The following is an 11,752-nucleotide window of genomic DNA, read 5'->3' as shown; positions in this document are numbered from 1 at the left end:
GGTGGTGACATGCGGTCGTTCGCCCTGCAGGCCGGCTGCTCACATGAGGCGATCGATGCACCGCTCGCAGTCGGCGCCGCCCCGTCTCATGCCGGCGTGAAGGCGGGGGACGCCATAGATGCCGCGCGCGTCGGCGTGGGCCGTCGCGAGTCGTTCGGTCAGCGTGGCGTTGCCCCCGACGGGCCGGGGTTGCTGCTTCTCCACCTCGGTGAACGGGCGCACCACCACCGGATCGTCTTTGCTGCGCCATGTCGAGCCGTCAGCCTCCTGGGCCCGGTCGGTCTACGCCTCGGGCCGTCGAGCGTCGGATCGACAGACCGAAACGCTGAATTTCGATCTCGAATCGGCTTTACGATGTCGGCTTCGGGCACTGCGTTCGTAGAAGCGGGAGCGGCAGTAGCACGGCCAGGTGCGCCTCAGGTTGCCTTGAGGTGGCACGCCTCCCCTCCCTTGCCCACAATTGTTCTATGGGGACCGATGTGGACGCGTTCCTCTCTCGTCTCGCCCAAGAGCTCAGGCCACGGGCGGCCCAGTCGGTCGACGTGTTGCTAGAGGGCATGCGCAGCGAACTGCCCGAGCTGTGGAAGTACGAGGATGTCGCCGCTCTGGCCCTGGAAGAGACGACAGCCCACGTCAACGTCTTTCTGGATATGTTCGAACACGGCCTTGATGTGAACGAGGTCGAGGCTCCTCCCGAGGCCTTGGAGCTCTCTCGTAGGTTCGCTCAGAGCGGGATACCGCTGAGCAAGCTCCTGCGCACCTATCGGCTCGGCCACATGAGCCTGCTCCAACTGATGCAGGCCGAGGCCCCCCGCCTCACCAGCGACTGGGAACTGATCAGCGCTGCGTCGATCAAGCTGATCGCGGTGGCTTTCGAATACGTCGACCGCGGCTCGGAAGAAGTTGTCGCCGCGTACCAGGAGGAACGCGACCGGCGGCTTCAGCGAAAGCTGATCCTGATCAACGAGGCAAGCAAGCGGATCGGGACCACACTCGACACCGCCCGCACCGCTCAAGAACTGGCCGACGTCGGCACCGGTGAGTTCGCCGACCTCATCACCGTCGACCTCCTCGACTCCGTTCTCCGCGAAGAAGGCACGCCCCCACCGGCAGATGCGCCGACGCTGCGCCGCATCGCCCAGCATTCCGTCTTGAGCGGTTGCCCGGACTCCGCAGTCGCCACCGGCGCAAGACACACCTATCCGGCGGGGTCGGAGCCGGCTCACGCACTGGCCACGGGGCAGCCACTCCTGTGCCGCGTCACGGCCTCCGGCGCCCCCGCATGGTTGGCGGCGTCCCCGGACCGCAGGGACTTCCTGCGCACCCTCGGCCTCCACTCGATTCTGCTCCTGCCTTTGCAGGCCCGCGGCAACACCCTGGGCCTCGCCCAGTTCTTCCGTCACCGAACCGCCACGCCCTTCGACGAGGACGATCTCCTCCTGGCCCAGGAGATCGCGGCCAGAGCAGCCGTGTACATCGACAACGCCCGCCGTTACACCCACGAGCGGGCCACCGCGCTCACCCTCCAGCGCAGTCTGCTGCCCCAGCGTGCGGTGGAACAGTCCGCCGTCGTGACCGCCGCCCGCTACCTGCCCAGCGGATCCCGGGCGGGCGTGGGCGGCGACTGGTACGACGTGATCCCGCTGTCCGGAGCCCGTGTCGCCCTCGTCGTCGGCGACGTAGTGGGCCGTGGCCTCCACGCCGCCGCCACCATGGGCCGCCTGAGGACGGCTGTGCGCGCCTTCGCCGACATCGATCTGATGCCCGACGAACTGCTCACGCATCTCGATGACGTGGTCATCCGCCTTCAACGCGAGGAGGCCCGGGATGCGGGCGAAACCAGCGCCACCTGCCTGTACGCGATCTACGACCCCGTCTCCCGGCTGTGCTCCCTGGCCAGTGCCGGACACGTCCTGCCGGCCATTGCCACTCCCCCGGCCGCCCACGGTGACGCCCCGGCCTCCCGGTCGGTCGACTTCCCTGAGATGCCGATCGGTCCACCGCTTGGCCTGGGCGGACTGCCCTTCGAAACCACCCAGTTCGAGCTGTCGGAGGGCAGTCTGCTGGCCCTGTTCACCGACGGTCTGATCGAGAGCCGAACCGGTGACGTGGATGTCGCGCGCGCGGTGCTGCGCGACGTCCTCGCCCGGGCTCCAATGCCGCCCGAGGAGATCTGCGACCAGCTGCTTGCCGCGTTGCTGCCCAGCCGGCCTGCTGATGACGTGGCTCTTCTGGTGGCGCGAACCCGGGCTCTCGACCCCGGCCACGTCGCCACGCTGCCCCTCCCCTCCGACCCGGCCGCCGTCGCCGGGGCCCGCAGCTTCACGTCCGACACGCTGACCACCTGGGGGCTGGAAGAGCTGGCCTTCGCCACCGAGCTCATGGTCAGCGAACTGGTGACGAACTCAATCCGCTACGGCAAGAGCCCCATCCACCTGCGACTGATCCTCCAGGACACGCTGACATGCGAGGTCTTCGACTCCAGCAGCACCGCTCCACACCTACGTCGCGCCCGTACTTTCGACGAAGGCGGCCGTGGCCTGCTGTTGGTCGCCCAGCTCGCTGAACGTTGGGGCACACGGCACAGCCGCGAGGGAAAGGTCATCTGGGCAGAACAGGTTCTCCCCGACAACATCCGCTGATGAGAGCCAGTAGCGCTCGCCGGGCCCCTCGCTAGTGGTCACGGTCGGCTGAGCGAAGCCCGGCAGCGGGCAGTGGGGCAGATGCTCGCGTCGACGGCGCCGGCAAGTCCTTTCACATGGCGAGCCGTCACTCTGCGCGGGAAATGCCTGGGCACCAGCGCCACCACCCATGACATCGACTACACGACGTTCACCGAACGGACCGATTGGACCGATCCGCCTTCCGACGTCCTTCCGGCGCTCAAGCAAGAGACGACCTGTTAGGTGACAAGTCGTAGGCGGCGAGCCTGGAGGCATGTCGACCGCCCTGCGCCTGGCTGAGCGCCGGCTCGTCGTCACGTCGGGAGGGAGAATTGTGCGGCCACGGTTCGAGTTCACGCAAAGCTGGACGGTTCCCCAGACGCTCAAACGTGTCTCATCCAGGGCTGCCGTAGCTTCCTGCGCTGCGCCCGGATGACCGAGCTGAGAAGCTGTGTCATACCCCTTGATCGGTTACTTGGCGTCATATGCGCCTCTGCATGGCCGCCCGACTCCTTCCCTTCCCCCGCTTGCGCAACTTCCGGAGTCGTACTCGCCTCGCAGCCTCCTGCCGGGCCCGCCTCACGGTCACTCCCCGGTAGAGCCCACCGCCGACCACCACCAAGGTTCCGGCGAACGCCAGCAGAGAACCCCAGGCCCCCTCCATTTCCGTGCAGTACTCGGAACAGTGCCGCGCTCGCACCGCGCCCACCACCATCCCCGCGGCGAAGAAGGCCACAACGCCCCCGGCCCCACCCGCGAACTGGCGTACCGCGCGCGGAATCCGCAGCGTCCGCTGCGTTTCGGTGAAGTAGATCCACCAGCCGCCGTACGCCCCCGCAAGAGCCACGAGCCCGCACATGACTCCGAATCCGGCTGGCCCTCCGGCCCACCCTTCGAGGAGCCCCGGATCTCTGCGCACCAGCCACCGGGGCAGACCGACGACCGCCAACACCGCGCCCCCGAACACCACAGCCAGCCCCAGCAGAGCCATGATCTCGGCCATACCTCGCGCCCTGCCCCACAGCCCGTCGGCTTTCTCCTCGGACGGCATCTCCGACTCCTCTGCTGCCGTGGTCACTGGTGAGACAGCCACCTTACGAGGCCTCGTACGTTCGTCCGTAGGGCAAATGCGGTGGAGCCGCGACAGATGGTGCGCGATGGCATCCGGAACGTATCGGGCTGGGTATGTCGGCCGACTCGTCCGCGTCACCGGGGTGCGTTCGAGTCCGTACCCACCCTGTCCCGCTGGTGAGCGGAACTGTCCCAGCTACACACAGCCACAGATCAAGAGCGACCGGGCACAAGCCCGGGCGGTGTCGTGCACGCCCACCGCACCGCCCCCAGATCTGAGGGGCCGCCACGAACTCACGTCGCGCGGAACCGCCCCTGCTCCACCTCCGCGACCAGCCCCGCGCTCCGCAACCGGTCCAGGTGCTGCACCGCCGTCCGCCGCTCTACCGGCCTCACCTGCGGCCCCACGACGTGGGGCCGGTAGACCCACCGATGGTCGACGATCTCCTCAACGGTCCGCGGCTCGTGGAGGAACGCGAGAAGCGCTGCCTCCCGCTTCGCCACCACGTCGACGTAGGCGTCGAGCTGGCGCCGGAACTCCCCGGCGCCCTCGACCACGCCCTTCTGATGGGACGTGCCGTACCACTGCGCGTCGATTTCCCGGCACCGACGCATGGACGCCTCGAAGTCAACGAGACTGCTGCCGACGTCACCGTAGTACGGTCCGAACGACGTCAGGTCAATGTCCCCCACGAACAGGAAGCCGTCCGGCTCGATCAGGAAGCCGCTGTGGCCCGCGGTATGGCCGGGCAGGTGCACGACCGTCACGGTGCGCCCTCCGAGGTCGAACACGGTGCCGTCTTCGAACCCCGCCGCGTCCGGGCGCCCGTGCACATGGAACTCGTCCCGCATCGCCAAGTCGACACCGTCAACCGCCTCGGGCGGAAGACCGAAACCGGCAACGAGCGCATCGCGGGACCGCAGCGCTTCAAGGTCGCCTTCGTGGATATGAACCGGCACCTCGTAGCTTCCGAGACCGGCGATGTGGTCCTCGTGTGCATGGCTCACGAGGACCACATCCGCGTGGGGCGCCGCCTCGACGAGTGACAGCGACGGATCAACGACCAGCGACGCGGTCGCGCCCCGTACGAGCAGCGAGTTGCCGTACGGGTAGGCGCCCTGTTTCGCGCCGACGAGCACGCTTACCCCGCCGTACTGAGCTGTTGTGTATCCCGTGTCGCGCGTGTTCATGACTAGGTGTCACTCCGATCCGAACTCCAGTCGTATCCCCGCATCGTGGACAACTCCCCACGCAGGTAATCCGCGACGGTGCCCCTGCGCGAGCGCTACGCTTTCGCGTCTGTCACCGCCGTCCGTCCGTCTGTTTCGTTCGACGTACCGGGTGCACCCCTCGAGAGAGTGGCACCTTTCCCGGCCGCCCCGTGCTGCCCATCCACCCGAGGAGGAAGGCCGCCGGAACGGAAATCAGGCCCGGATTGTGAAAGGGATACCAGTTGAGATGCACATCCGGCCAGAGCGCGTACGCCGTCCCGGAGACGGTGGGTGAGAACAGCGTGAGCACTGCGGACAAGAAGAGCCCCCCGTAGACGGACCACAGCAGCCCGCTCCGATCGAATCCGGACCAGCAGAACGAGTACACCAGCACGGGAAAGATGCACGACGCCGCGACGGTCAGCGAGAAGGTGACCAGGAATTCGACCGGATAGCTGTTGGTGACGGCGGACAACGAAAGGCCGACCGTGCACAGGGCAACGACGGCCAGACGCAGCGCGCGCACTTCACCGAGTTTGCTGGGTGACCCCTTGACCCGTGCGAAGACATCGCGGGAGAGGGAGACAGCGGCCGCGAAAGTCACGCTCGTCACGGCGGTGAGTACGGCGAGAAAGGCGACACACGCCATGACGGTGATGAGAACGACGCGCGCTCCAGAACCGTGTCGGAGAACCTCCGAGGCCAGCAGGATCGGGGACGACTGTCCGTTGGCGTCGACCGCTTCGAGACTTCCGCTTCCCACTACGGCCGCCGCTGCGACTCCTGTCGCGATCAGGAGGTAGAAGAAGCCGCCAACCAGTCCCACAGCGATGGTCATGGATCGTTGCGCATCCCGCCCCGTGCGGGACGCGCTGATGCGCAAAAGCAGGTGGGGCATCATGGCCGTACCGAGGACCACGACGATGTGGTCACCGATGGTGTTGAGTGTTCCGAGCCCTGCCGTATGCGCCCAGAGGCCGGGACTCAGATATCCGTCCGGCGAGAGGCTCTGTCGAACCGCCTCGGAGAGCATGCGTCCTGGGTCCCAATCGAACATCCTGAGGGCCAGTACCGTGACCGTCGCGAGCGTCACCAAGGTCACGGGGACCTTGACGATATGCATGAAACTGGCGCCTCTCAGATCGGCCACTCCCGCGAAGCAGGCGACGAGGCATCCCATGAGCACCGTGCACACGATCTGGACGCTATCGGTCGACACGCCGATGAGGAGGGCGGTACTGATGCCGGCGGCCCTCAACTGGACCATGAGCACGGGGATCGTGATGATCAGCGTCACCACGGCACCGGCAATGCGCGGAGCGGATCCGGACGCACGAACGGAGAACAATCCCCCGAGGGTGTACTGGCCGCTGTCGCGTATTTTTTGTGCGAAGACCAGCAGCACACCGAGCGCGATGACACTGTCGATGGCGGAAACGAACCCGTCGTATCCAAAGAGAGCAACGGCCCCAGTGATCGTGAACAGAGTGATGACCGAGATCTGTTCGCCTGCCATGGCGAAACCGTTGAAGACCGGGGAGAGGGAACGGTCGGCTATGTAGAGGCTCCTGGGCCGGTCTTCGTGCGAGGCGAGCGTGAAGACCCACAGGAGGGCGAGGCCGATGAAGACCAGAAAGGCGACGATCACGGGGCCTCGGGCGGCTGAGCCGATCGAGTCGAGTGCGGCAGCGCTCACGATGGAGAAGGTCATCGCGTCACCCCTGCCCGGTCTCGGAGACATGGGATATGCCTGACATCTTGGCCTGAGGCCTCACGGAATCCGGAGGCCGATTTCCGGCATCACACAAGGTGGATGACCTGCTTTCGTACCACCAGGAGGTGGAGATGAACAGGCCGAGTTGGAGAAGGCCCCAGGTGATCCCCAGGGTGATCTGGCCGAACACTTCGGTGCCGGACAACTCGGGGACGCAGTACAACACGATGGCGACACCGAGCGGACCGGCATTGACGACGATAAACGCGCGCTGCGGGCGCCGCACCCATCGACGAATATTGCCACCACCTTGTCGCGGGAAGGCATCGGGTGAGCGGGGTGGGTCCGGTGGGCCCATGGGCGGGGACGGGGTGACGTAAGAGGGCACAAAACCTCGATCGGTGAGTACAGGTGGCTGAAGCGGTGCTGGTTCATGGCTGAGCCGGGCGCGATCGTTCCGCCGGCAGGTTCGACGCCGCCCGAGACCCCGCTCCTCGGTGTGCCCGCCACGACAGCGCAGCCGCGCCGGGAGGTCTTGGAACGCTGCCACCGTCAGCCTCAAGGCACTGAGGTCGTCAGGCCGGACGAGGTGACGGGCACCGGGGTGGCCAACTGCCGCACGACAGCGGGGTGAGGATCAGGCCGGGGGCGCCTTCCTCGCTTCACGCACCCGGCGACATCCTTGAGCGGCTCGGCAAGCCGACAGCTCGTCGAGATTCGATTTCGAATCGCATTTGAGTTTACGGGCTGCTTGCGCGGGGCTGTCAAGATCCCTCTCCCACTTGGGAGGCTCCTGATCTGTGCATCTCAGGGCATTTCGTTCCATGAGGCCGATGTAGATGCATCCATTGCCGCCTGCCTCGCGAACTCAGGCCACTGGTCGACCCGTTGGTCGACGTGCTGCCCCGGCGCCTGCGCAGCACGCGCCCCGGCGGCGGGCGCACGATCACATCGCCGCTCCCGACCTGACCGAAACGACCGGACCGCCATAGCCTCTCTGAACCTGCTCGGGCAGGGCGTCCTGGATGAACGTGGCAGCGATCGGGCTGGCCGGCACCAGCGGGTGAAGTGGCCGAGGCGGTTGCCGGGGGCCGGCTGGACAGCCGGTGGGTGGCGTGCGGGAGTTCACCGAGGCGGCCCTCCCGCCGGCGACGCTCGCGGACTTCAAACGGTTGGCGGTGGAGCTGGAGGCCGAGCAGGACTGGGACTCACGAGCCCTGAGTCGAGGGCTGCGTGAGCACCCACCTACCAGGCCTGCTCATCCAACTGACGAACGCTGTGATCCGGCCGGTGGGCCGGATCCACTGTGCCTGCACCGAAACGGCAACGGTGCACGACGGCCATCCAGAGAGAGCGGTCCGCGCTGGTGAGACGCCGCGAAGGAGGTCGGCGACTCGCTCCGACCGCGTCGCCACGTGGTCCCCTCTCACCTGGGACCCCGCGGACGCGCTTGCGGGAGCTGGGGCTCGCGGATCGCGGGAGCCTGACGCGTCGCGGTGTCAGGCGCGGTGCTGCGGTGCGTCCGTGGCGTAGGACGCCAGGTACGCGGTCACGATCCGGCGCGCTTCGTTGATCGTGATGTCGTCACCGTTCGGCGAGTTCCGGAACGCGACGTCGAAGAGCCGGTTGCCGACCTCGAAAGTCAGCTGTACGACCAGGAGAGGCAGGTCGGCGGGGACAAGACCACGTTCGACAAGGAGGCGCCAGACGCGCTCGGCCTGGACCTCGTCGAAGGCGCGGACCGTGTCGATGACCGTCTCGCTGCGCCCCCTGAACCACAGCTCCGTGCAGCTTGGGTGGAGGCGGAAGTACTCGAGCAGGGGGTCAATGACGGCGTCGCTTACGTCACGCAGCGTCTGCGGGTCGCGGTTCACCAGCGCGGAGTCGATGATGCCATCGAGCTCGTCCACATAGCGCTGCATCAGCTCGGCCTCGACCTGGTACCGGTCGGCGAAGTAGTGGTAGACGGAGGCGACGGGGATGCCCGCCCGATCGCCGACCGCTTTGAGCGTCGCAGCCTCGTAGTCCTGCTCGGCGAGCAGCCCCTCGGCGGCTTCGATGAGGGCCCGCCTCCGCTCCACTCCCCGGCGCTGCACCACGGCCGGGCGAGTCGGCGCCTGAGCTCTAGACCTTTTCTCGAACACGATTCGAGATCATATCAGTCGCCTTGCCCGATAACCCATCCGGGAATGATTGACAGGCCCGGCCATCCCCTGAGCCCCGAATTCAATTCGACATGGGACTCCTCAGCATCGGGGCCACTCGCTCGTACCCCTCAAAGACGCGCCGGGGTCGGTGACCGGAGCCTTCCGCGCGGGCAGGGACCTCAGGTGGGTGGGACGGCAATGTCGTCAGGCTCGACGAGGCATGCACGCCAACCTCGTCTTCATGTCCGATCTGAGCAGCCCGACATCAGCCGGGTCCGGGACACCGGAGGCAGGGTCACCCTGGCGATCCATACCTGCCGCAAACCGGTGATCGCGGCTGGAACGGCTCGGCAGGTCGCTGGCCGTCGCCGCCCGGTTCAGCGAGGGGCTGACCGTTCTGAAGCAGTCCCTGGAGCTGCGGCGGGCCGTCGGCGACGAGGAGCGGGGCGGGGATCGACGCGCCCCCACCTCGCTTGGCACCGAGTTCGCCAAGTACGGGCAGATCGCCCTTGTAACTGCTCCGTGGACGAGGTCCCTCGGGGGGTTCCTTCAGGCTACAAGGGTGCATCGCGCCTGGTGAGGGCTTGGCGGACGGTTGGTGTGTTCGCCGGCAGGGCGGATGACTCCTGAGTGATGCAGGTCACTCGCCTTGCCCGTCACCAACGCGAGGTGTGCTGCATCCCGTGTGTGAACTGATTCCACAACAGGAGGCACACATGAGGGTCGTGGTGGTGGGAGCCGGCTACGCGGGGACGATAGCGGCGAATCGGCTCGCCAAGAAGGTGAAGGCTGCGGAGATTACGGTGATCAACCCCCGCCCGGACTTCGTCGAGCGGGTGCGGCTGCACGAGCAGATCGCCGGGACCGGCGCCGCGGCGACCCCGCTGACGTCGATGCTGAGCGATGGGGTCGCAACGCGGGTGGGCACCGTCGACAAGATCGGCGACGGCCAGGTCGCCCTCGGCGACGGTGCCACCCTCGACTTCGACTACCTGTTCCTCGCCGTGGGCAGCACGGTCGCCCCGCTGACGGGAAGCGTTCCGGTGGGAATCTGGGAAGGAGCGGAGGAGGCGCGGGCCGCGCTGGCAGCGCTGCCCGGCGGGAGGGTGGTCACTGTCATCGGTGTTTTTTTTTTCAAGCAGAAGACGGCATACGAGATCGCCTGCGGCCGACCCGACCTCCGCGTGCGGCTCGTGGGACAGACGATCGCCGCGAGCCTGTCGCCAGGAGCACAGAAGCGTGTGCGCACCAGCCTGGACCGCCTGAATGTGGAGGTCGTGGTGGACTCCGTCACGCAGATTGACCATGGCGCCGGGGAAGGAGGAGGTGACCTGGTGCGTCTCCACTCACGCCCGCCGTTCACCTCCGACCTCACACTGTGGGCGGTCATCGCGAGCGTGCCCGACCTGGCCGCCCGCAGTGGACTTGAGGTGGATGCCGACGGGCGTGCGGTGGTCGACGAGCATCTGCGTAGCGTGACCGACCCGCGTATCTTCGTCGTCGGCGACTGCGCGGCGGTCCCCGGCTCTCGAGCGGCCTGCGCAACGGCCATGCCTCAGGGCGCACACGCGGTGGATACGCTGGCACGGATGATCCAAGGCCGTAAGCTCAAGCCCTACTCCATGGGGTACACCGGACAGGCATTGAGCCTGGGCAGGCGCGACGGGCTGCTGCAGGTCAACCGCAGGAACGGCACCGTGCGCCGGCTCTACTTCGCAGGGCGTACCGCTGCCGTAACCAAGGAGCGAATCTGCCGCTACGCGAAGTTCGGCACCCGCACCGCCAGCTACGCCTGGCTGCGGAGCTCGAAGTGACCGAACAGCCCGATCCAGTGGACGAGTTCACCACGCACAGGGCCCTGCTTTTCTCGATCGCCTACGAGATCCTCGGCTCGGTTGCCGACGCCGAAGATGTCCTACAGGACAGCTACCTGCGGTGGCGGTCGGTCAACCGCTCCTCGGTGGAGAACGCGCGCGCATATCTGGCGCAGATCGTCACCCGGCAGGCGCTTGGCGTACTGCGGTCGGCCGTCCGCCGCCGGGAGCAGTACGTGGGGCCGTGGCTGCCCGAGCCGCTGCTGACCGACGCTGTCAGCAACGCACCCGAGGGCATCGACCATGTGCTCACCGGCGAGGCAGCAACCACGGCGATGCTGCTGGTTCTCGAGACCCTGACCCCACCCCAGCGCGCGGTGTTCGTGTTGCGCGAGGTTTTCGGCTTCGACTACGCGGAGATCGCCGCCGCAGTGGGTAAGTCCGAGGCTGCGGTGCGGCAGTTGAACCAGCGCGCCCGCAATAGCGTGCGTGCGAGGCGACACACCGCCGTTGCCGCCCCTACGGAGGCACGGCCGGTCGCCGAGCGGTGCCTGACGGCGGCCGCGGCCGGTGACGTCCAAGGCCTCATGGACCTGCTCGCACCCGATGTGGTGTTCCTGGGTGACGGCGGCGGGGTCGTGAACACGGCGCGGCGCCCCGTCGTCGGACCCGAGAAGGTGGCCAGACTGCTTCTCGGGCTCCTGGACAAGGGAGCCCGCATGGGCCAACTCGACGTCCGTATGGGCACCTACAACGGGATGCCCTCCCTGGCGGTACTCATCGACGGCGAACTCGATCAGGTGACGTCCGTCGAGATCCGCGGCAGTGTCGTGACGGCCATCTACTGCGTCCGCAACCCGGAAAAGCTCACGGCGGTCAAAGTCTGACCCCCGTGCCTTCAAGGCGAGGTCACAGTTGGGATGAGGTGGGATGCGCAGCGTCCCCCCTCATCCCACAGTGGCCCACGGCAGGCACTTCTCCAGCATCAACAACTCAGCCTGACCGACGCAGGACCGCCGCGCACCGGCAGCGCAGCACGAGAGGAGACCGCATGTTCAGCCAGCTGCTGGCCACACTTGTGGGTCTGGTGGCTTGAGCTGCCCTGCGCCCGTTCCTCGTGAGTCTCGCTGC

Annotated in this window: 9 protein-coding genes; 3 read left to right on the top strand and 6 right to left on the bottom strand. The window is 67.1% G+C overall.

Annotated features, from left to right (window positions below; genetic code table 11):
• Positions 1-39: 39 nt before the first annotated feature.
• Positions 40-225 (bottom strand): hypothetical protein, encoded by a 186-nt coding sequence (locus QOM21_RS36675; protein WP_407555422.1) that lies wholly within the window; start codon positions 223-225, stop codon positions 40-42.
• Between the two features lie 242 nt (positions 226-467).
• Here QOM21_RS36675 and QOM21_RS36670 point away from each other — a divergent pair, with 242 nt between their 5' ends.
• Complete coding sequence (locus QOM21_RS36670; RefSeq protein WP_407555421.1) at positions 468-2,642, top strand: SpoIIE family protein phosphatase; 2,175 nt, start codon at positions 468-470, stop codon at positions 2,640-2,642.
• A 502-nt stretch (positions 2,643-3,144) separates the two neighbouring features.
• Here the strand turns inward: QOM21_RS36670 and QOM21_RS36665 are convergent.
• The 5 genes from QOM21_RS36665 to QOM21_RS36645 form a co-directional block, all read right to left on the bottom strand.
• Positions 3,145-3,741, bottom strand: coding sequence for a hypothetical protein (locus tag QOM21_RS36665; protein ID WP_407555420.1), 597 nt, complete (start codon positions 3,739-3,741; stop codon positions 3,145-3,147).
• 287 nt (positions 3,742-4,028) lie between these two features.
• Positions 4,029-4,925, bottom strand: a complete 897-nt coding sequence (locus QOM21_RS36660) for an MBL fold metallo-hydrolase (RefSeq protein ID WP_407555419.1) — start codon at positions 4,923-4,925, stop codon at positions 4,029-4,031.
• Positions 4,926-5,037: 112 nt separating this feature from the next.
• A complete protein-coding gene (locus QOM21_RS36655; RefSeq protein WP_407555418.1) occupies positions 5,038-6,657 on the bottom strand; it encodes a sodium:solute symporter family transporter in 1,620 nt (539 codons plus the stop codon).
• Between the two features lie 4 nt (positions 6,658-6,661).
• A complete protein-coding gene (locus tag QOM21_RS36650; RefSeq protein WP_407555417.1) occupies positions 6,662-6,946 on the bottom strand; it encodes a hypothetical protein in 285 nt (94 codons plus the stop codon).
• A gap of 1,213 nt (positions 6,947-8,159) precedes the next feature.
• Entirely contained in the window at positions 8,160-8,741 is a 582-nt protein-coding gene (locus QOM21_RS36645; protein ID WP_407555416.1) for a TetR/AcrR family transcriptional regulator, read from the bottom strand.
• Between the two features lie 782 nt (positions 8,742-9,523).
• Between QOM21_RS36645 and QOM21_RS36640 the strand changes: the two genes are divergently transcribed.
• Both QOM21_RS36640 and QOM21_RS36635 read left to right on the top strand, forming a co-directional pair.
• Positions 9,524-10,621, top strand: a complete 1,098-nt coding sequence (locus QOM21_RS36640; protein WP_407555415.1) for an NAD(P)/FAD-dependent oxidoreductase — start codon at positions 9,524-9,526, stop codon at positions 10,619-10,621.
• Positions 10,618-11,508, top strand: a complete 891-nt coding sequence (locus tag QOM21_RS36635) for an RNA polymerase sigma-70 factor (RefSeq protein ID WP_407555414.1) — start codon at positions 10,618-10,620, stop codon at positions 11,506-11,508. The genes QOM21_RS36640 and QOM21_RS36635 overlap by 4 nt, the downstream gene beginning before the upstream one ends.
• Positions 11,509-11,752 lie beyond the last annotated feature (244 nt).

The sequence above is a fragment of the Streptomyces sp. Pv4-95 genome (assembly GCF_045782725.1).
Classification (GTDB): Bacteria; Actinomycetota; Actinomycetes; order Streptomycetales; family Streptomycetaceae; genus Streptomyces.
The sequence above is the reverse complement of the archived record's forward strand: the minus strand, read 5'-3'. Positions and strand labels throughout refer to the sequence as shown.

What these genes read in the sequence shown, in the direction of transcription:
- QOM21_RS36670 (WP_407555421.1), top strand. Translation starts at nt 468, where the DNA reads ATGGGGACCGATGTGGACGCGTTCCTCTCTCGTCTCGCCCAAGAGCTC.
- QOM21_RS36660 (WP_407555419.1), bottom strand. Translation starts at nt 4,925, where the DNA reads ATGAACACGCGCGACACGGGATACACAACAGCTCAGTACGGCGGGGTA.
- QOM21_RS36655 (WP_407555418.1), bottom strand. Translation starts at nt 6,657, where the DNA reads ATGACCTTCTCCATCGTGAGCGCTGCCGCACTCGACTCGATCGGCTCA.
- QOM21_RS36640 (WP_407555415.1), top strand. Translation starts at nt 9,524, where the DNA reads ATGAGGGTCGTGGTGGTGGGAGCCGGCTACGCGGGGACGATAGCGGCG.